This window comes from Amycolatopsis sp. QT-25, assembly GCF_029369745.1.
Taxonomy (GTDB): domain Bacteria; phylum Actinomycetota; class Actinomycetes; order Mycobacteriales; family Pseudonocardiaceae; genus Amycolatopsis.
Genome location: NZ_CP120210.1, coordinates 1,356,571 through 1,375,676, shown reverse-complemented (window position 1 = coordinate 1,375,676; position 19,106 = coordinate 1,356,571). Strand labels below are relative to the sequence as shown.

The following is a 19,106-nucleotide window of genomic DNA, read 5'->3' as shown; positions in this document are numbered from 1 at the left end:
AGTCCACCCGCGTTTATCTCCCTCCGCAGCGGTTGTCCGTCACTCCGCGCGCCACAACGCGGGTGTGGACGGCGGCTCCCAGCCGGGCTGGGCCGTGTGCGCCTGCAAGCACACATAACCGCGACCGCTGTAGGTGACCCGGGTACCCGAGGAATAGCCGGTTCCCACGGCCCAGGTCGTCCCGCCGGGCGGGTTGGAGGTCGAAGTCGGTGTCGTCGGCGTCGTCGGTGTCGTACTGGTCGGCCGGGTGGTCGACGTCTGCGGCACGTTCAGCACGAAGTCGAACGCCGCCTGCTTGTCCGAACCCGAGTCCCGCACGGTCATCAGCAACCGCGGGTCGAAGATCGAGTCGGTGTTGTTGCGCGGCTCGTTGGGGAAGTAGAGCTGCGTGGTCAGCACCGGCCTGCCGGGGGCCTGGACCTTGACGTGGATGTGCCGCGTACGACCGGGGTAGAGGCCGGGCACGATGGTGCTCAGCGAGAACGCGCCCTGGTCGTTGGTGAACTGGTGACCGCGGAAGGTGTACCCCACGTTGTCATAGGCGCCGTTGACGTCGGCCTGCCAGAAGTCCAGCAGCACTCGCGAGATCGGCAGGCAGCCGAGCCCGAACACGTAGCCGGACACGGTGAGCCTCGTGCCCGGTGTACCCGACGTGACCAGCGAGGTGCGCTGCGGAGAGTTCGGCTTGAAGTAAGGACCTTCGGTCTGCGGCGGGGTCGGGTCGTCTCCGTCGTCACAGGCCGGGGTCAGCTCGGGTGCCTGGCCGCTCGCGACGGTGGTGCGCGCGAGCGCGGGGCCGCCGATCAACGCGACCGGTGCGGCGACCCCGGCGGCCAGTGCCGCCTTCAGCACAGTCTTTCGGCTGAGCTTGTTCTCTTCGTCCATACCTGCTCCTCGTGGGGCTTCGGGAATCACCCTCGACGGTATGGAGAAGATCAGCTCCGGACGATGGACTGACTTGGTCAGTCGTGGTGAATCTCCGGGGCCGCGTCACCGGTCCGGCGATAATCGCCGGGGCTCAGTCCCGTTTCTCGTCGGAAGAACCGGCAGAAATAGGCGGGATCCGAGAAACCGACCCGGCTGGCGACCTGCCGGACGGTGAGATCCGTGCCGAGCAGAAACCGTTTCGCCTCCCGTGTCCTCGCTTCGCGCATCAGTTGTGCCGCCGTCCGGCCGGTCGCCGTTTTCACCGCGTCGGTCAGATATCCCGGTGTGACGCCGATGCGTTCCGCGAGCGCGCCGACCGACCAGAGTCCCAGGTCGGGCCGCCCGAGCAGCCGGGCGAACTCCGTTCCCACCGCCTGAGCCCTGGCAGGCGGACGTGGATCCGCCAGCCCCGGAAGCCGTCCCGCGCGCACGATCAACACGTGCATCAGGGCTCGCAGCACCGAATCGGTCCCCTGCCCGCCACAACGGAATTCCTCGTCCAATTCCGCGACCAGCCGGGCCGTCTCCTCGGCCGCGCGTTCGTCGAGCCGCCACGGCTGCTGACTCAGCCGCCGGAGGGTTTCGCGGTCGGCCGGATGTTCGAGCAGGAAATCGTCGGTGAACAACACGACGAATCCGTTGAGATCGCGGGCATCCCAATGATGCACCTGCCCCGGCGTTATGACCGCGAGCTGCGGTGGCCCCAATTCCCAGCGCGTGAAATCGATGACGTGGTCACCGGTGCCGCCGGTGACATGGACGATTTCGTAGAACGTGTGCCGATGCGGGAACGCCGCCCGCGACATCGGCCCGATCGTGTCGAAGGTCCCGACCGTGAACGGCAGGGCGTCCGGCGCCCGGACCTCCAGCCGATGCAAGGGCAATTCCCCCGCCTTCGGTTTCAGGCAGGGCGTCCTGGGCAACACCGTCGTTCCGCGCATGGTCCGGTCCCTTTCACCACACTGGGAAGGAAAAGTCTAGACCAATATGTGGTGTGCTGACTGCCGACGGAAGTCGCTTCTCACCCGAGCGGTACAGTCGCGATCATCGACGCACGTCCGAAGGGTCACCACGCGATGTCTCCTGCCCAGTCGCGCGGTCGGGCCCGGTGGTCGCTCGGCGCGTTCGCCGCCTTGGTGCCGGCGGCCGCCGTGGTGTGGGCGACGGCGGGCGATTCCCACAGCGACCTCGAGATCTACCGGTTCGGCGTCGACACCCTCTGGGCCGGTGGCGACCTCTACGGCGCCCTGCCGCTTTCCGATGCCGGTATCCCGCTGCTGTTCATCTATCCGCCGTTCGCCGCGCTGGTGCTCACACCGCTGGCGCTGATGCCTTGGACCGGCGCGGTGCTCCTGCTGTTCGCACTCGGCCTGGGGGCGCTGGGGATCACGTTCTACGCGATCACCCGCACGCTGTGGCCGTCCGGGGACCGGCGGAAGGCGATGCTCGTCGCGGCGCTGGCGATCACTCCGGCGCTGTTCCTCGAACCGGTCCGCCAAACGCTCGGCTTCGGCCAGATCAACCTGCCGCTGATGGGCCTCGTCGCGGCCGACTGCCTGCTGGCACGGGGCCGCTACCGGGGCATCGGCGTCGGCCTCGCCGCCGCCGTCAAGCTGACGCCGATGGCGTTCCTGCTGTTCTTTCTGGTACGCAAGGACTTCCGCGGCGCGCTGACCGCGATGGGCACGTTCGTGGCCGCCTCGGCCGTCGCGTTCGCGGTCGCGCCGGAGGCCTCCGCGCGGTACTGGTTCGGCGGGCTCGCCGGGGCGTCCGGCATCAGCGGCACCTCGTTCCACACCAACCAGACCCTGCAGGCCGTGCTGGCCCGGTTCGGTGCCGACCCCGCGAAGCCGCTGTGGATCGTTCTCACCTGCGTGCTCCTGGTTTTGGTGACGCTGACCATGTACCGCTCGGCGATCGTGCCCGCGCTGCTGCTGAACGCGACGTTCGCCCTGCTCATCTCGCCGACGTCGTGGTCGCATCACTGGGTGTGGATCGCTCCGGCGCTGTTCACCACTGCCGCCTATGTGGTGCTCGGGCGCCGGAAGGTGGCTTGGCTCGCCCTCACCGGCGTCGTCGCCACGATCTTCGTCGCCGCGCCTTTCCGGTACTTCCCCGCCTTCGACCGACCCGGCCAGACGTGGACGACCGCCCAGCAATGGCTGGGAAACTGCTACGTCCTCGCGGGCCTGGTGTTCGTCGTCGTCGCGGCCGTGTTCGCGCTACGGGAAGGATCTCGATGCTCGACCTGACCGGCACCACCACGCTCGTCACCGGGGCCGGCGGCGGTATCGGCCGCGGCATCGCCCGGCGTTTCGCGGAAGCCGGCAGCGCCGTCGCCGTGCACTACCACCGCGACGAGGCCTCGGCGCTCGCCGTCGTCGAGCGAATTCAGGAGGCGGGCGGCACCGCCAAGGCGTTCGGCGCCGACCTCACCGACGACGGCGAATGCCGACGGCTCGTGGCCGCCGCGGCGGCCTGGACCGGGCGACTGGACACCCTGGTCAACAACGCCGGCGTGCAGCCTGTCGAACCCCTGCCGGGGATGTCGGCCGAAAGCTGGCGCGCCGTCCTCGACGCGAACCTCACCAGCGCGTTCTCGTGCACGCAAGCCGCGGCCGAGTCGATGACCGGCGGCAGTGTCGTCCACATCGCCTCGATCGAAGCGGCCCAGCCCGCGCCAGGCCACGCGCACTACAGCAGCGCGAAGGCCGCTTTGGTCATGCACGCCCGCGCCGCCGCACTCGAGTACGGCTCGCGGGGCATCCGCGTCAACGCCGTCTCCCCCGGCCTGATCGACCGCCCCGGCCTCGGCGCCGCCTGGCCCGAGGGCGTCCGACGCTGGCAGCAGGCCGCGCCCCTGGGCAGACTCGGCACACCCGACGACGTCGCGAACGCTTGCCTGTTCCTCGCCTCGCCGCTCGCGGCCTGGATCACGGGGCACGACCTGACCGTGGACGGGGGCGTGTCGGCCCGTCCCACGTGGTGACCGGGACTCTGTGTCGACTGACGCAGAACCCGCCCCCACAGGCAGGTTCTTCTTGGCCGCGACTCGCGTGTTCACCGGCTTGAGCACGGGCACTCGCCTGTGCCCGCCGGGAGCAAAGTCCATGAAGCCCAAGACGGGCACCTGCTTTCACCGCCCTCGACCCGACTGGGGAACCGAGACGCGAAACGAAGGTGGTGCTCTGGACACGAGAGCGAACTCGCCGAAGAGTTCCAGCATCTCCAACACTGTCCACAGAGGATACTTGCAGGACGGATTCACTATTCGCGAGTTTTCGCGGCGGAGGTCTCGATGGCAAAAGGGTAGGGCAAACGTGCCCGTATGGGTGGCAAGTCCGTGAAGGCCTCTCGGAGTCATGGGGTTGTTGCAACACCGTCTGATGGGGGGTGGGGTTGTGGTGCGGGTTCATCGGTGGTTGCCGCGGTCGGTGCGGGTGGAGTTTTGGGAGCGGGTCCGGGCCGGGCTGGCGGCGAAGCCGGCGGCCCGGGCGGTGGGGCTGTCCCCGACGACGGGGGTGCGGTTGTTCCGGCAGGCTGGCGGGGTGATCGGTAACGCACCTGCTCGGCCTGGTCCCCTCCGGTTGAGCCTGGCCGAGCGGGAAGAGATCGCCTGCCTGAAAGCCGCGGGCCAGGGGCCCCGGGCGATCGGGCGGGCGATCGCCCGGCCGGCCTCGACCGTGTCCCGCGAGCTGGCCCGCAACACCGGTTCCTCCGGCCGCTATCGGGCTGTCAGCGCGCAGCACACGGCCGAGAACCGTGCGAAACGCCCGAAGGCCGCGAAACTGGCCGCGGACACCGTGTTGCGGGACGTGGTGCAGGACAGGCTGAACCGTAAATGGTCCCCGCGTCAGATCGCGCGGAGACTGGTGCTGGAGTTCCCCGACCAGCCGGAGATGCGGGTGTCCCACGAAACGATCTACCAAGCACTGTATGTCCAGGGAAAAGGCGCGCTGCGCCGCGAACTCACCCAGGCGTTGCGGACCGGGCGGGCACTGCGGATGCCCCGCCGGCAGGCCCAGGCCCGCCGGGCCCGGCCCGCGGGCAGGATCCCCGACATGGTCAACATCTCCGAACGGCCCGCCGAGGCCGCCGACCGCGCCGTCCCCGGGCATTGGGAAGGCGACCTGATCCTGGGCAAGAACAACAAATCCGCGATCGGGACCCTGGTCGAACGATCGACCCGGTTCGTGATGCTGCTGCACCTGCCCCACGGACGCGACGCCGCCACCGTCGCTCACGCCATGACCGAGACCATCCAGACGCTGCCGCCGCTGCTGCTGAAATCCTTGACCTGGGACCAGGGCAAGGAAATGGCCCACCACAAAAAGATCACCCTGGCCACCGGGATCGACATCTACTTCTGCGACCCACACGCACCCTGGCAACGCGGAACCAACGAGAACACCAACGGCCTACTCCGCCAATACTTCCCCACAAGCACCGACCTGTCCCAGCACACCGCCGCAGACCTCGCACGAGTCGCCGCCGAACTCAACGGCCGCCCCCGCGAAACCCTCGACTGGCACACACCCGCCGAAGCCCTCGAAGCACTACTCTCCAACCAACAAACAATGCGTGTTGCAACCACCATGTGAATCCGCCCCTCCTTGAGGGACCCTGGGTCCCTCAAGGAGGCCTTCACGGACTTCAAGACCACACGCCTTACACGACAGGTCGACTTTCCTCTCGACAACGCAGTGCAACAGCCCAGAACGGCAGTCACATCAGTCATGCTGCGCCGCCACGGGGCACCCAGCGAAGGCACGCCGCCCAGGTCGCGTCGAGCGCGCCAACGAGCCGCAAGACCTCAGCCACCCGCGCGACCCAACGACGCCGAGATCCTAGAGCGTGCAGCTGCCGGAATCGACCCCGACAGCGCCATCACCGGCTTCGGATCTCGGCCCCTCGCCCCAGCTTCGTCACCAGCGCCGACGACTTTCCCGTGACGGCGGCCGCGAGTGGTCGTTCGAGACCCGGAAGCCGTGCCATCCGAAGGAAACCGCGGCGTGCCTGGAGCAGGAGCCGGTTGGCGGGCAGGAACCATCGCGCACCCCGGCGGGCGACCTGTTGCTTCTCGGTCACCACCGGGCGGACCAGCTTTTCGTACGCCGCGAACGCGGCCTCGATCGAGGCCGATCGGGTGAGCTGTTCGGCCAGGACGAACGCGCCCGCGATTCCGATCGAAGCGCCTTGGCCGGCGAGAAGCGAGACGGCGTAACAGGAATCGCCGACGAGGACGACGCGACCGCGGCTCCAGGACGGCATCTCGATCTGCGCGACCTGGTCGTAGTACACCTCGCGGGAGGGCGGGCAGAGATCGAGGGCTTGGGGGACCGCCCAACCGAGCGAACCGTACTTCGCGCGCAGTGCCGCTCGCGCGTCGTCAGGCAGGGCCGGCTCGGTCGTACGGTGTACGGCGAACGCCGCGAGCTTGCCGTCGCGGAGACCGTAGAAACCCATCTGCCTCCCGATGGTGTCGGTCAGGCAGAACCGCTCCCCCACTTGCGCACGGATCTCTTCGTCCTCGAAGACGAAGGCCGCCGTGTGGAAACCGAGGTAGCGGAAATACCGGCTCTCGTCACCGAAGACCAGCCTTCGCACGGTCGAGTGGATTCCATCGGCCCCGACCAGCACGTCGGCATCGAGTGTCTCGCCGTTCGCCGGCGTGATCCGCACGCGGTCACCGAGGTCCTCGACACCCGTGACGCCTGCGCCGAACCGGACGTCCACCGTGGACGGAAGTCCGGTGCGCAGGACGCGTTCCAGATCGGGCCGCATGATGCTGCGGAGCCTGCCCCGCAACGACTTGGCGAACCGGACGTAGTCGATCGCCGCCCGGCGGCGGCCACGTTCGTCCAGCAAAGTCGCTTCGTTCACTTGATGTGCCACGTCTTCGACCTGGGGCCGCAAGCCCATCTCCTCGACCGCGTCGAAGCCGGGGCCGAAGAAGTCGATCATGTAGCCCTGCTCCCGCGGCCCCGTGGCGCGTTCCAGCACGACGACTTCGACGTCCGACGCCGCGAGCCGGTGCGCCAGCGCCAGTCCGGTGATCCCGGCACCGCAGATCGCCACCTTCATCGGGTTTCCTCCCTCTCGGTTCAGCCGACCAGCCTGCGCAGGACGGCCGGGGAGACATCGCGGCCGGACTCCGGGCCGAGCGCCCGGTGCAGCAGAAGCCCGTCCACCGCCGCGAAAAGCACCGCGGCCGTGTCTTCGGCTTCGGCCACGCCACGGTGCGCCAACCAGCCACCGAATCGGGTGCGCATACCGGCGAGGATTTCGCGGATGCCCTCACGCAAGGTGTCATCACGGGTCGCGGCGAGGTAGGCCTCGGCGAACAGCAACGACGTCGGGTCGGCGCCGGAATACTCGCCGACGGACGTCAGCAGCGCGTCCACCGCGTCGGCAGGTGTCTCGGCCGTTTCCAGCGCCGGTTCGAAGGCGACGGCGACCTCTCGCATCGCCCCCAGCACGGCCTCGATCACCAAAGCCGGCAAGGAGGGGAAGTGGTAGTGCACGACACTCGGCGCGACACCGGCGCGGTCGGCCAGGATTCGCGTGCTGACCGCGGACCAGCCGAGTTCGGGCACCAGCGCGACGGCCGCCTCGAGCAACCGCCGCCGCACGGCCTGACCACGTTCCGCCGCCGGGAATCCTGCCACCTTCGCCTCCTAGGGCATTCGTCCTGTACGACTGCCCTGATCGTATGCCCGGATTTGTCCACGGCGCAAACTCGGTGGTCACGCCACGTTCGGCGGCTCCACCACGCGGTCATCGAGCCATCGTCGCGACGCGCGGCGCGTCCGTGGCAGAGCGCGGCGATGGTCTTTCCCCGCGCCTCGGCGTCGTCCACCGGCGCCGATGGTGCCCCGCGAACGCGCTCACGCCTGGGACTCACTCCGCAGTCCGGGCGCGGCAAAAATGACCTCGTTTCACCTCGCGACCCCCACGAGGCTTGCCCTTCCGGATCTTTCTTGGAGGACACATGGTCTCGAAACCTCGCCTCGCACTGGGCATGCTCGTCCTGGCCGCGTTGGCGGGCGGGCTTCTCGCGTTGCTCATCTCGCTCGACGTCGACGCCTTCTGGGCCAAGACGCTGCCGCTCGGTTTGCTGGCGGGCGGAACGGCGATCGCCCAGTCCCTCGGCCTGTTCGACAAGGCACCCAAGGGTTAGGCCGGTTCGTCAGACACGCTGAGGCGCGAAAGTCCGGCGATAATCCTGCGGCGAAACCCCGACGACCTTGTGGAAATGGTGGCGCAGCAGGGCTCCCGAGCCGAACCCGCAGCGGCGCGCGACCTCGTCGATGCCCATCGTCGTCTCCTCCAGCAGCGACCTCGCGTGCAGGACCCGTTGCGTCGAAAGCCATCGGTGCGGGGTGGTGCCCGTCTCGGCGACGAACTTGCGGGCGAAGGTGCGCTCGGACATCCGGGCCCGGCGGGCGAGATCGGCGACGGAGTGTTCGTGGGCGATGGTGTCGAGCATCCAGGTGAGCACCGGCTGAAGACTTTCACCGGTGCACTCCGGGATCGGCACCTCGACGAACTGACGTTGCCCGCCCTCGCGCTGCGGCGGCACCACCATGCGCCGGGCGATCGCGGTGGCCGCGGCGGAGCCGAGTTCGCGCCGGACCAGATGCAGGCAGGCGTCGATGCCGGCGGCCGTTCCGGCGCTGGTGATGATGTCGCCGTCGTCGACGAAGAGGACGTCCGGATCCAGCCGCGCCTCGGGAAACCGCGTGCGGAAGCCGGCGCTGTGCCGCCAGTGGTTCGTGCACCGCCGCCCGTCGAGCAGGCCGGCGGCGCCCAGCACGAAAGCCCCGGTGCAGACCGAAAGCAGTGTCGCGCCCCGCGCCGAAACCGCGCGGAGCGCTTCGAGGACCGCGGGCGGATACTCGTCGCGCACGTCACAGGCGGGGACGACGACGAGGTCCGCGTCCTCGGTCGCTTCGAGACCGTGTTCCGGCGTCACCTTGACGCCGTGGCCCAGGCTGAGCGGCTCGCCTGCCCGCTCCCCGCACACACGAAAGTCGAGCAGGGGCACCCCGTCCTCAGTGCGGTCGTAGCCGAACACCTCGCAGACGACGCCGAACTCGAAGGCGGCGAAGTCGTCCAGCAGCACCACGGCGACACTCTTCAGCATGGACCGAGCATAGCTGGCAGGATTTTGCCGAACAACGTCGGAACTGCCACTTCTGGCAGGATCTACCGTAGCGCAAACTTACTGCCATGACCGCAATCATCGTCACCCTCGCCCTGGTCGCCCTCGTCACCTACTTCCTGAACCGCAACCACCAGCGACAAGGACGCCCGGACGTCGCCGGAGGCGACCCGCTCGGCCGCCCCTTCTGGAAGGGCGGCACCACCGTCTGAACGCCGCCACGCCGGCGATGCCGCTGTCACGAGGGACACGTCCCCGCCGAGGCCGCTGAGGGACTTTACATCCGCCGAGGTCAAACCGCCTGTACCGGGTTAAACCTCTTCTCCCGCTTTTCTGCCGGTTACCAGTTTTCTGGTTAGGGTGCAGTGGTGCAAACGGGTTAACTCGGGCGGAAGGAGATCGCGCTGTCATCGGCGCGTGGCTGAACATGAGTTCGCAGGACGGTAAACAAGCGGCAGAAGAGGTCGGCGCGGAGACGGCGACGGACCTCGCCCACGCACCGGATACGACCGGCCCGGGCCATCCGCCCGATGAACACGTCCCCCTCGACCTCGCCTCCGACCGCCCCGCCGAGACCGACCGGACCGTGTTCGGGGTGGCCGCGGCACTCGCGCTCGCGATCATCGTCTGGGGTGTGCTGGCCCCGGAAAACCTCGCCAGTGTCGCTTCGACCCTGTTGAACGACGCCGTGATCCCGTACGGCGGCTGGGCCTTCGTGCTGACAGCGAGCGGTTTCGTGCTCTTCGCGGTCTGTCTGGCCATAAGCCGCTACGGTCGGATCCCGCTGGGCGGGGACAAGGAACTGCCGGAATTCCGGACCTCGTCGTGGATCGCGATGATGTTCAGCGCCGGGATGGGCATCGGCCTGATGTTCTTCGGGGTGTACGAACCGGTCTCCCACCTCGCGAGCCCGCCGCCGGGTACCGCGGCCCCGAATTCCGACGAAGCCGTCCACACCGCGATGGCGACGACGTTGTTCCACTGGACCGTGCACCCGTGGGCGATCTACGCGGTCGTCGGTCTCGCGATCGCCTACAGCACCTTCCGCAAGGGCCGCACCCAGCTGATCAGTTCGGTGTTCGCGCCGCTGATCGGCAAGCGGCGCACCGAAGGCCCGCTGGGCAAGGCGATCGACATCATGGCGATCTTCGCCACCCTGTTCGGTTCGGCCGCGTCCCTCGGCCTCGGCGCGCTGCAGGTCGGCGGTGGGATGGGCGCCGTCGGCTGGATCGACGACCCCGGCAAGGGCCTGCTGGTCGCGATCATCGCGATCCTCACCATCGCCTTCATCGCTTCGGCGGTTTCCGGGGTGGCCAAGGGGATCCAATGGTTGTCCAACATCAACATGGTGCTCGCCGCGGTGCTCGCGGTGTTCGTGCTGGTGGTCGGGCCGACCGTGCTGATCCTCAACATCGTGCCGGGCGCGATCGGCGACTACTTCCGCGAGCTGGCCGAGATGTCCGGCCGCACCGGGATGACCGGTGGCGAGGAGATGCAGACCTGGCTCGGCGGCTGGACGGTCTTCTACTGGGCGTGGTGGATCTCGTGGACGCCCTTCGTCGGCATGTTCATCGCGCGGATCTCGCGCGGCCGCACCATCCGTCAGTTCATCTTCGGGGTCATCGCGATCCCGAGCGTCGTGAGCCTCGTCTGGTTCGCGATCTTCGGTGGCGCGGCGATCAGCAGGCAACGGGCCGGGACGGACATCGCGGGCGCGGGCAGTGCCCAGTCGGCGACGTTCGAACTGCTCGAGACCCTGCCGTGGTTCCTCCCGATCGCGATCCTGGTGATGATCCTGGTGTCCATCTTCTTCGTCTCCGGTGCGGACGCGGCGTCGGTGGTGATGGGCACCCTGTCCCAGCGCGGAACCGTGCATCCGAAGAAGACCGTCGTGATCTTCTGGGGCGTGCTGATGGGCGCCGTCGCGGCGGTGATGCTGCTGGTCGGCGGAAACAAGGCGCTGACCGGTCTGCAGAATCTCACCATCCTGATCGCGGTGCCGTTCGTGTTCGTGATGGTCGGCTTGTGCGTGTCGGTCTGGAAGGACCTGCGCAACGACCCGCTGATGCAGCAGGAAGACGCGATGATGTTGTCACTGAAGGAACTGCACGAGGAACGCACCAACGGCCACGGCCGCCGTCGCATCCTCGGGCGGTCGAAGCAGCGCACCTGATCTCATAAAGTACGTGAAGGCCCCCATCCTGTACCCAGGCGCAAGGATGGGGGCCTTCATGTACCTCGGGCACGTCAGGCACGCCGCGCGACCACTCCGATCAGCTTCACCGTGCCGGGGCCGAAAGCCAGCACTCAGCCCGCGGCCGACGCCATCCCGGCGAGCTTTTCCCTTCGCAGAAACAGTTTTCCGGCGCCGGACACGAGATACATGACGGCAGGCAGACCGGCGACGATCCACAGTGCGGTGTCCATCAGTGCGGTGTCCATCAGTGCCCCGCGACCTGACCCGGCGTGTAGTCCCCCGCCGGCTGCCGGGTGAGGACGTTCAGCCGGTTGAAGGCGTTGATGAGCGCGATCTGGGTCACCAACGCCACGAGCTGCTCGTCGTCGTAGTGCCGGGCGGCGGCCGCCCACGCCTCGTCGGTGACACCGCTGCCGTCGGCGAGACGGCAGCCCTGCTCGGTGAGTTCCAGCGCGGCGCGTTCGGCCTCGGTGAAGACCGTCGCCTCGCGCCAGCACGCGACCAGGTTCAGCCGGGTCGTGGTCTCCCCCGCGTGCGCCGCGTCCTTGGTGTGCATGTCGAGGCAGCCCGAGCAGCCGTTGATCTGGCTGGCCCGGATGTTCACCAGTTCCCTTGTCGCCAAGGGAAGTTCGCCGCCGTCGAGGACTTTCGCGGCCGAAACGAGGTGCTTCACCAGCTTCGGCGCGAGAGCGGTCTTGAGGAATTCGAGCCGTGCCTGCATGGTATTTCTCCTTCTCGTCGGCGTTCACTTACTTCGACGAGGAGGACTTCCGAGAGGTAACACCCATGGCCGCGAGGCGACGCGGGTCACTCACGGAGTCGATTCCGACGATGCGGCCGTCGACGACGGTGCACGACATGACACCGAGCAGCTTGCCGGTCCTGCTCCACGACACGATCCCCGGTTTGCCGTCGACCAGCGCGGGACGGGTGGTGACGGCGGCGCGCGCACCGCGCTGGACCCGCGTGGCCACCTCGGCCGCACCGAGCCGCACGACCTCGCCGTGCCTGCCCTGCGAACGCCACGTCACGCCGGGGTCGAGCATCTCGATCAGCCCGTCGAAGTCTCCCTCGCGTGCGGCCGCGAGGAACGCCTCGACGACGGCACGTTGCCGCGGCTCGTCGGTCGGGGGCTGTCCCCGCACCTTCCGGCGGGCGCGGCTGGCGAGCATCTTGGCCGCGGCCGCGGATTTGCCGAGGATCTCGCCGACCTCGGCGAACGGGACCCCGAACAGATCGTGCAGGACGAAGGCCAGCCGCTCGGCCGGGCCGAGGGTGTCGAGCACCACGACCAGCGCCACGCCGATCGATTCGGCGAGCAGCGCGTCCCCTTCCGGTGAATCCTCGAGTACGAGCAGCTCGGGCGGCTCGTCGTAGAACTCTTCGGGGCGGTTCTTGCGGAACCGCAGAACGTCGATGCAGACCCGGCCGACGACGGTGGTCAGCCAGCCTGACAGGTTGTCGATCGTGTCGGCGTCCTGGCGGGCCAGCCGCAGCCATGCCTCCTGGACGGCGTCCTCGGCGTCCGCGCGCGAACCGAGCATCCGATGTGCCACGGCCACCAGACGCCCGCGCTGCTCCTCGAACGCGCTGGCCAGGGCTTCGCCGGTCATGTCGATACCTTCCTCGCGCCGAATCCGTCAGGCACATGACGAACGCGACGCGAAAAAGGTAACCGATGCAGGCCTGGAGGACGCGACTCGCGTGATCGGAGACGTAACTCGCGTGCTCAGGCACGTAACTCGCGTGATCGGAGACGTAACTCGGGTGTGGAGCCTCTGCTCACGCGAGTTCCGTGTCGCGTCACCCAGACCGAAGCGAAGGGGCCTTCCCCGCTTCCTATGCGAGGAAAGGCCCCTTCACCACCTCCGAGGCGGTCTTGAGCCGTTCAGACGTCCCGGATAGGCGTCTTCACGAACTTCTTCATGCCGGGATTCTTCGTCTCCGGCCGCTTCTGCGGTTCGGCGGCCGAGCCGCCGATACCGGAGTCGAGAGCCGCCGTGACGATCAGGTTCCGCTCGTCGGACGAGATGACCTCGCCGTCGAGCAGTTCCTGGGTCACGGCCCGCACGTAGGTCACGAACTGGTCGTTCGACGAGTAGTCCGACTCGTCGTCGAGCACGTCGTTGATCGTGCAGCCGTCGCCGGTGTCGCGGTTCTCGACCTGGCTGTCCGCCGTGCCGAGGATCACGGTGTCCCGGACGTCGGAGTCCGGGCAGGCGTCCGGGCCCGGCGGCGCGGCGACGATGGTGAACGCGCCGCCCTGTTCCGCCGAGACGTTGCCCGCCTTGTCCGACGCGCGGTAAATCAGCGTGTGCGTGCCCAGCGCGGTCACCTTCACCGGCGCGGTGTAGACCGTCCAGGCCCCACCGTCCATTTTGTACTCGATCTTGTCGACGCCGGACCCGGTGTCGGTCGCGGTCAGGTTGATGGTCGCGTCCTCGAGATAGGACCAGCTTCCGTCCAGGTCACCGCTCACCACCACCGAGACGGCGGGCGCGGTGCTGTCGTCGCCTTCGACGATGGTGAACGTCGCCGTGCCTTCCGCCGAGACGTTGCCCGCCTTGTCGGTGGCGCGGTACTTCACCGTGTGCGCGCCGACGACGGTGAGCGCGAGCGGCGCCGAGTACGTCAGCCACGGTCCGCCGTTCAGCTGGTACTCGACCTTGCCGACACCCGAGCCGGCGTCGGTGGCCGTGAGGGTCACGGTCGCCTTGCCGACGTAGTTCCCGGCGGTGTCCTTGGTGCCGGTCACCTCGGTGGTCACCGTCGGCGCGGTGGTGTCACCGCTGACGATGGTGAAGTGCGCCATGCCCTCCGGCGAGACGTTGCCCGCCCTGTCCGAAGCGCGGTAGTGGACCATGTGCGTCCCAGGCGCGGAGACCGCGACAGGAGCGGTGTACGTGGTCCACGCGCCCTCGTCCACTTTGTACTCGACCTTGGCGACACCGGTGCCGCCAGTGTCGCCATCGGTCGCGGTGAGCTTCACGGTGGCGGTGTCGAGATAGTTGCCCGCACCGTCCTTGGTCCCCGTCACCTCGGAGGTCACCGTCGGCGGTGTCGTGTCGCCCGGCTGCCCGGTGACGACGGTGAACGACGACATTCCTTCCGGCGAGACGTTGCCCGCCTTGTCCGAAGCGCGATAGTGGACCATGTGCGCACCGGCGGCGGAGACCGCCACGGGTGTCGTGTACGCGGTCCAGGCGCCGCCGTCGAGCTGGTACTCGACCTTGTCCACCCCGGACTGACTGTCCGAAGCGGCCAGGTTCACCGTCGCGGAACCGACGTAGTTCCCGGCGGTGTCCTTGGTGCCGGTGACGTTCGCGGTCACCGTCGGCGGGGTGGTGTCGGCGCCGCCGCCGTCGGTGACGACGAACTCGCCGAACATCTTGCTGTGCCCCTGGATCGTGCAGTAGTACCGGTACTTCCCCGGGGACAGCGTCACGGTCGCCTGGTGTTCGCCGTTCTTGTCGTCGTAGGGGTTGGCGACGATGTTGAGGATGACGTCGTGGTTGTAGCCCGGGGTCGACGTGTCGAAGGTCAGCGTGTGCGACATCGTCGAGCCGAGCGCTTCGGTGTTCTTGAACAGGATCGTGGTCTCGCCCGCCACCGCGGTGGCCGGGGCGCTGAGGTAGTGGTCGGTGCTGTCGCCCGCGGTCCATTCCAGGGTCTGGACGGGGGCGGCGACGGCGGGGGTGGACGAGCCCGGCAACACCAGGCCCGCTATCGCGAGCGCCGCGGCCAGCAAGGCCACGACGAGGGTTCGTGGGGACATCGCAGGGAAACCTTCCGTACGGGGGAGGCCGGCCGGGCGCGAGGGAGGACGCGCCCGGCCGGCTTGCGCGCTACAGCTGCCGCACCCGGATGTTGCGGAACTCCATCAGGTCGTTGTCACCGTGGTTTTGCAGACCGATGAACCCGCTGACGAACTGCCGGAAGTCGGTCGACGGGTCGCCCGCCCGCGACGAGTTGATCCCCGGCGCGTTCTCGAACTCGTTGATCACGACACCGTTGCGGATGATCGTGTACTTCTGCCCGACGACCTTGACCTCGTACTCGTTCCAGGTCCCCTTCGGCTTCACGCCCGCCTGATCCAGCGGCCGCGGGTCGAAGTTGTAGATCGACCCGGTCTTCTGCGGCTCACCGGCGGCCCCGTCGTAGAGCTGGACCTCGTGCCCGCAGTAGATCGCGACCCAGGCCTGCGACGTCCTCGCCGAACCGACCGTGCCGCAGCTGCCCGGCGGACGCTGCTCCACCGGCGTGCGCGGATCCGGGAACCGGACGAACACGCCGCTGTTGGCACTGCCCGCCGGCGCGATGTCCTTGAACTGCAGCTTCACCGAGAAGTTGCCGAACTGCCTTGCCGAGTACCACAGCATGCCCAGCCCACCGGAGGGCCGCAGTGACCCGTCCGCCTGGATGGCGAACTGCCCGGACGGCGCCTGTGACCAGTTGCGGAACGATTCGGGCGTGCCGTCGTAGATCGCGTCGTAGCCGGTGACGCCCTTGTTGCCGATGGGCGACGCGGCGGCCGCGGCGTTGATCTTGTCCGACTCGGCCGCGTTCAGCACCCCGAGATCGCCGAGCCGGTCCACGGCCTGGGTGACGTGGTTGACGAAACCGGCGTGGGAGGTCCACGTGCTCTCGTCGTCGATCAGGTCGTCGACCGTGCAGCCACCACCGGCGTTGCGGTTGGTCACCCCGGTGTCGGTGTCGCCGACGGTCACCGTGGCGCCGGAATCCGCCACGAGACACCCGACGCTCACCGAGTTTCGCACGGTCACCGTCTCGCCGTTGGCGTAGGTCACGGTCAGCTTGGCGGTGTACAGCCCCGTGCGCGGGTAGGTGTGCCGCGGGTCGGGCTGGGTCGAAATGGTGCCGTCGCCGAACTCCCACTTGTAGGAGACGCCGCCGGACTTCGATCCGGTGAAGGCCGCGGTGAGCGGCTTGTTCTGCACCATGGTCGACGCCGCCGCGGCGGACGGGGTGGCCTCGCCGCCGGTGTAGCTGATCTTCAGCAGCTTCTGGTTGTTGGTCAGGGTGAAGAAGCCGCCGCCGTAGTCGAGCACGTACAGCGCGCCGTCCGGCCCGAACTCGGCGTCCATCCACTGGTTCAGCTTGGTGTCACCGCCACCGGTCGGGATGATCTGCCGCACGGTCTCGGCGAACAACGGCGGATCCTGCTTCGGCACACCGTTCGGGTCGACGGTGACCGCGATCCGGTTCTGCCCGTTGCTCTGGTCACCGATGAACCACTTGTCGTTCCAATACGCGGGCCAGGCGACGCCGCTGGTGGTGTTTACCAGTTCGCGGTGGTACGTCGGCCCGGTCATGACCGCCTGGCCGCCGCCCTTGAGGTACGGCTGGGTGTAGGTGGCCTCGGCCGCGTTGTAGGTCGGGATGGAGCTGTTGGGCCGGTTGGGGAACACCGGTCCGCCGCCGTCCGGTGAGTACCAGATCATGTTCTTCTTGACCGGCGGCAGGTTCACCAGGCCGGTGTTGCGCGGCGAGGTGTTGACCGGGTTGTCGCAGTCGTACCAGCCGGTGAGCACCGCGGCGTCGGTACTGCTGCGGTCGCGGTAGGGCTGCTTGTTGCCCATGCAGTACGGCCAGCCCTGGTTGCCCGCCTCGGTGATGATCGTGGCGGTCTCGTACTTGGCCGGGCCGAGTTCCGGGCTCGGCGAGGTCGCGTCCGGGCCGACCCACGCGGCGGTCAGCCAATTGGTCTTCTTGTCGACTTGCAGCCGCGAGATGTTCCGCACGCCCATCACGTAGATCTCGGGCCTGGTCTTGTTCCCGGGGTCGTTGGCCTCGGGGAACAGGTTGCCCGCCGGGTTGGTGTAGGTACCGTCGGCCTCGGGGTGGATCCGCAGGATCTTCCCGTTGAGGTCGTTGGTGTTACCGGCGGTGCGGCGCGCGTCCTGGAACGAGACGCCCTTGTAGTCCTGGGTCCAGTTGTTGCCGGAGTACCCGTTGGAGCCCTGCGACGAGTTGCTGTCGCCGGAACCGATGTACAGGTTCCCGTCTTTGTCGAAGTCCATGCCGCCGCCGGCGTGGCAGCAGCTGTGCACCTGGACGTCCCACGACAGCAGATCCTTGCGGGTCGCCTGGTCCAGCGTCTGGTTCTTCAGGTCGTAGGTGAACCGCGAGACCGTGCGCTTGCCGATCCGCTTGTCGATGTCGACCGACGCGTGCGGCATCCAGTAGGCGTACATGAAGCCGTTCTCGCTGAACTTCGGGTCCAGCACGAGGCCGAGGAGGCCTTCCTCGTTCTTCACCAGTTCGTCACCGCTGCCGCGGTTGCCCATCACTTTCAGCGTGGTGAGCAGCTTCGGCTTCTTGGTGACCGGGTCCCACTGGTGGATCGTGCCGCAGCCGGCGCCGATCTCCGGGTTGGTCCAGTCGTTCGGCGCGGGCACCGCGTTGCCGGCGCAGGCCGCGCGGCCGATGTAGAAGACCCGGCCGTTCGGCGCGATGGTGAGCCCGTGCGGCTCGCCCATCTGGTCGAGCTGACCGGTCTGGTTGATCCCGGTCAGGCGTTCGACCTTGTAGTTGGCCGCGATCCCCGCCTTGCAGTCACCGCGCACCATGCCGGTGGTCCACTTCAGCGCACCCAGGAGGTGGCCGCGGAACTGGGCTTCGCCGTAGCTCGCCTCGGTCCGGCCCATCCCGGTGTAGAAGGAGCGGCCGCCGTCGTAGTCACGGCACCACGAGATCGGGTGGAACGCGCCGTTCGCGCCGACACCCGGCCGGTAGGTCGATTCCTCGACCTGCGCGACCGTGTGCACGGTGCCGACCGGGTTGACCTCCCAGTTGAGCCACCGGTCGGTGCGGACCCACTTCCGCGGCAGCCCCGCGGTGGCCGGGTTCGCCTTGTCGAGGACGTCGACCGTGGCCTCGGTGGGCGGGGCCTCCGGCGGCGGCGGCGTGGTCGAGTTGTCCTTGTACAGCTTGAAATCGGCCAGCTGGATGAGCGGGTCACCGGCGTTGGCGGTGATGTTCAGCCGGTAGTTCGCGTACGCCGTGGTGTTGGCGAAGGTGAACTTGCGGCTCACGAACCGGTCGGCGAACGTCTCGTTGGTGCGAGTGTCCAGATCGGTCCACGTGGTCCCGTCGTTGGAGCCCTGCAGGGTCCAGCTCTTGGGATCCCGCCCGGGGAAGTCGTTCGCCGAGACGAGGTCGTAGCTGCTGACGGCGACCGGGGCGGCCATCTTGTAGGCGACCCAGCCGGTCGGGGAGAAGGTCAGCCACTTGGTGTTCTCGTTGTTGTCGGCGAGCTTTTCCTTGCTCTCGTTGGGCGGGTTCTCCGCGCTCGCGGTGACCGAGGCGACCGCCTCCGGTGTGGGACGCGCCCCCACCGGACGAGCTCCGATCAACCCGGAGAACCACTGCGAACCGTCCTGGGCCCGCGCGGCGTCGGACAGCCCGAGGAAGCCGCCACCCGCCTTCATGTAGTTCTGCAGCGAGGTTTCCTGGTCACGGTTGAGCGTGATGCCTTGCGCGGACAGGAAGACGACACCGCGGTACTTCGCGAGGTTGGCCTGCGTGAACACCGCGGGGTCCGAAGAGGACGACACGGAGATGCCGTTCGCCTGCCCCAGGCTCGCGATGGCGTCCGTGGCACGCAGGACGGGGTCCTTCTGCTCCGCGGCGCTGCCGTGGAAGACCAGGACGTTGATCGGGACGTTCGTCGCGGCTTCGGCGGTCACCGGTGCGATGGCCAGTGGAAGCCCGGAGGTGACGACGGCGCCGACCGCCAGCGCGGCCAGTGACCGTCCGCGGAGCCGGCGTTGCGAAAACACTCGTCTCAAGTTCTCG

Annotated in this window: 16 protein-coding genes; 6 read left to right on the top strand and 10 right to left on the bottom strand. The window is 68.2% G+C overall.

Annotated elements, in window-relative coordinates; translation table 11 throughout:
• Positions 1-39 precede the first annotated feature (39 nt).
• Both P3102_RS06695 and P3102_RS06690 read right to left on the bottom strand, forming a co-directional pair.
• A complete protein-coding gene (locus P3102_RS06695) occupies positions 40-885 on the bottom strand; it encodes a carbohydrate-binding protein (RefSeq protein ID WP_276367414.1) in 846 nt (281 codons plus the stop codon).
• 77 nt (positions 886-962) lie between these two features.
• Positions 963-1,868 (bottom strand): AraC family transcriptional regulator, encoded by a 906-nt coding sequence (locus P3102_RS06690; protein ID WP_276367413.1) that lies wholly within the window; start codon positions 1,866-1,868, stop codon positions 963-965.
• 135 nt (positions 1,869-2,003) lie between these two features.
• Here P3102_RS06690 and P3102_RS06685 point away from each other — a divergent pair, with 135 nt between their 5' ends.
• The 3 genes from P3102_RS06685 to P3102_RS06675 all read left to right on the top strand — a co-directional run bounded on the left by P3102_RS06685 (position 2,004) and on the right by P3102_RS06675 (position 5,528).
• Positions 2,004-3,179 carry a glycosyltransferase 87 family protein gene (locus tag P3102_RS06685; protein ID WP_276367412.1) on the top strand — a complete coding sequence of 392 codons (1,176 nt, stop codon included), beginning with the start codon at positions 2,004-2,006 and terminating at the stop codon, positions 3,177-3,179.
• The gene (locus P3102_RS06680) at positions 3,167-3,916 is read left to right on the top strand and encodes an SDR family NAD(P)-dependent oxidoreductase (RefSeq protein ID WP_276367411.1); all 750 of its coding nucleotides are present in this window, start codon (positions 3,167-3,169) and stop codon (positions 3,914-3,916) included. Before P3102_RS06685 ends, P3102_RS06680 begins: the two co-directional genes overlap by 13 nt.
• 538 nt (positions 3,917-4,454) lie before the next feature.
• Positions 4,455-5,528: an IS30 family transposase gene (locus P3102_RS06675; RefSeq protein ID WP_276371022.1), complete on the top strand. Its 1,074-nt coding sequence runs from the start codon at positions 4,455-4,457 to the stop codon at positions 5,526-5,528.
• Positions 5,529-5,814: 286 nt separating this feature from the next.
• Here P3102_RS06675 and P3102_RS06670 read toward each other — a convergent pair whose 3' ends face one another.
• Entirely contained in the window at positions 5,815-7,011 is a 1,197-nt protein-coding gene (locus P3102_RS06670; protein WP_276367410.1) for an FAD-dependent monooxygenase, read from the bottom strand.
• Between the two features lie 20 nt (positions 7,012-7,031).
• Positions 7,032-7,595 (bottom strand): TetR/AcrR family transcriptional regulator, encoded by a 564-nt coding sequence (locus P3102_RS06665; protein ID WP_276367409.1) that lies wholly within the window; start codon positions 7,593-7,595, stop codon positions 7,032-7,034.
• A 323-nt stretch (positions 7,596-7,918) separates the two neighbouring features.
• Here P3102_RS06665 and P3102_RS06660 point away from each other — a divergent pair, with 323 nt between their 5' ends.
• Entirely contained in the window at positions 7,919-8,107 is a 189-nt protein-coding gene (locus P3102_RS06660; RefSeq protein ID WP_276367408.1) for a hypothetical protein, read from the top strand.
• Between the two features lie 9 nt (positions 8,108-8,116).
• Here P3102_RS06660 and P3102_RS06655 read toward each other — a convergent pair whose 3' ends face one another.
• A complete protein-coding gene (locus tag P3102_RS06655; RefSeq protein WP_276367407.1) occupies positions 8,117-9,073 on the bottom strand; it encodes a helix-turn-helix domain-containing protein in 957 nt (318 codons plus the stop codon).
• Between the two features lie 86 nt (positions 9,074-9,159).
• Between P3102_RS06655 and P3102_RS06650 the strand changes: the two genes are divergently transcribed.
• Both P3102_RS06650 and P3102_RS06645 read left to right on the top strand, forming a co-directional pair.
• Positions 9,160-9,303: a hypothetical protein gene (locus P3102_RS06650; protein WP_276367405.1), complete on the top strand. Its 144-nt coding sequence runs from the start codon at positions 9,160-9,162 to the stop codon at positions 9,301-9,303.
• Positions 9,304-9,518: 215 nt separating this feature from the next.
• Complete coding sequence (locus P3102_RS06645) at positions 9,519-11,264, top strand: BCCT family transporter (RefSeq protein WP_276367403.1); 1,746 nt, start codon at positions 9,519-9,521, stop codon at positions 11,262-11,264.
• Positions 11,265-11,398: 134 nt separating this feature from the next.
• Here the strand turns inward: P3102_RS06645 and P3102_RS06640 are convergent, their stop codons facing one another.
• From P3102_RS06640 to P3102_RS06620, 5 genes are all read right to left on the bottom strand, one after another.
• Positions 11,399-11,533: a hypothetical protein gene (locus P3102_RS06640; RefSeq protein ID WP_276367402.1), complete on the bottom strand. Its 135-nt coding sequence runs from the start codon at positions 11,531-11,533 to the stop codon at positions 11,399-11,401.
• On the bottom strand, positions 11,533-12,009 hold the full coding sequence (locus P3102_RS06635; RefSeq protein ID WP_276367400.1) for a carboxymuconolactone decarboxylase family protein: 477 nt from the start codon (positions 12,007-12,009) through the stop codon (positions 11,533-11,535). Before P3102_RS06635 ends, P3102_RS06640 begins: the two co-directional genes overlap by 1 nt.
• 28 nt (positions 12,010-12,037) lie before the next feature.
• Positions 12,038-12,901: a sigma-70 family RNA polymerase sigma factor gene (locus tag P3102_RS06630; RefSeq protein WP_276367399.1), complete on the bottom strand. Its 864-nt coding sequence runs from the start codon at positions 12,899-12,901 to the stop codon at positions 12,038-12,040.
• Between the two features lie 275 nt (positions 12,902-13,176).
• On the bottom strand, positions 13,177-15,063 hold the full coding sequence (locus P3102_RS06625) for a copper-binding protein (RefSeq protein WP_276367397.1): 1,887 nt from the start codon (positions 15,061-15,063) through the stop codon (positions 13,177-13,179).
• Positions 15,064-15,133: 70 nt separating this feature from the next.
• Positions 15,134-19,099 (bottom strand): ThuA domain-containing protein, encoded by a 3,966-nt coding sequence (locus P3102_RS06620; RefSeq protein WP_276367395.1) that lies wholly within the window; start codon positions 19,097-19,099, stop codon positions 15,134-15,136.
• Positions 19,100-19,106: the final 7 nt, after the last annotated feature.

What these genes read in the sequence shown, in the direction of transcription:
- P3102_RS06695 (WP_276367414.1), bottom strand. Translation starts at nt 885, where the DNA reads ATGGACGAAGAGAACAAGCTCAGCCGAAAGACTGTGCTGAAGGCGGCA.
- P3102_RS06690 (WP_276367413.1), bottom strand. Translation starts at nt 1,868, where the DNA reads ATGCGCGGAACGACGGTGTTGCCCAGGACGCCCTGCCTGAAACCGAAG.
- P3102_RS06685 (WP_276367412.1), top strand. Translation starts at nt 2,004, where the DNA reads ATGTCTCCTGCCCAGTCGCGCGGTCGGGCCCGGTGGTCGCTCGGCGCG.
- P3102_RS06680 (WP_276367411.1), top strand. Translation starts at nt 3,167, where the DNA reads ATGCTCGACCTGACCGGCACCACCACGCTCGTCACCGGGGCCGGCGGC.
- P3102_RS06670 (WP_276367410.1), bottom strand. Translation starts at nt 7,011, where the DNA reads ATGAAGGTGGCGATCTGCGGTGCCGGGATCACCGGACTGGCGCTGGCG.
- P3102_RS06660 (WP_276367408.1), top strand. Translation starts at nt 7,919, where the DNA reads ATGGTCTCGAAACCTCGCCTCGCACTGGGCATGCTCGTCCTGGCCGCG.
- P3102_RS06655 (WP_276367407.1), bottom strand. Translation starts at nt 9,073, where the DNA reads ATGCTGAAGAGTGTCGCCGTGGTGCTGCTGGACGACTTCGCCGCCTTC.
- P3102_RS06650 (WP_276367405.1), top strand. Translation starts at nt 9,160, where the DNA reads ATGACCGCAATCATCGTCACCCTCGCCCTGGTCGCCCTCGTCACCTAC.
- P3102_RS06645 (WP_276367403.1), top strand. Translation starts at nt 9,519, where the DNA reads ATGAGTTCGCAGGACGGTAAACAAGCGGCAGAAGAGGTCGGCGCGGAG.
- P3102_RS06640 (WP_276367402.1), bottom strand. Translation starts at nt 11,533, where the DNA reads ATGGACACCGCACTGATGGACACCGCACTGTGGATCGTCGCCGGTCTG.
- P3102_RS06635 (WP_276367400.1), bottom strand. Translation starts at nt 12,009, where the DNA reads ATGCAGGCACGGCTCGAATTCCTCAAGACCGCTCTCGCGCCGAAGCTG.
- P3102_RS06630 (WP_276367399.1), bottom strand. Translation starts at nt 12,901, where the DNA reads ATGACCGGCGAAGCCCTGGCCAGCGCGTTCGAGGAGCAGCGCGGGCGT.
- P3102_RS06625 (WP_276367397.1), bottom strand. Translation starts at nt 15,063, where the DNA reads ATGTCCCCACGAACCCTCGTCGTGGCCTTGCTGGCCGCGGCGCTCGCG.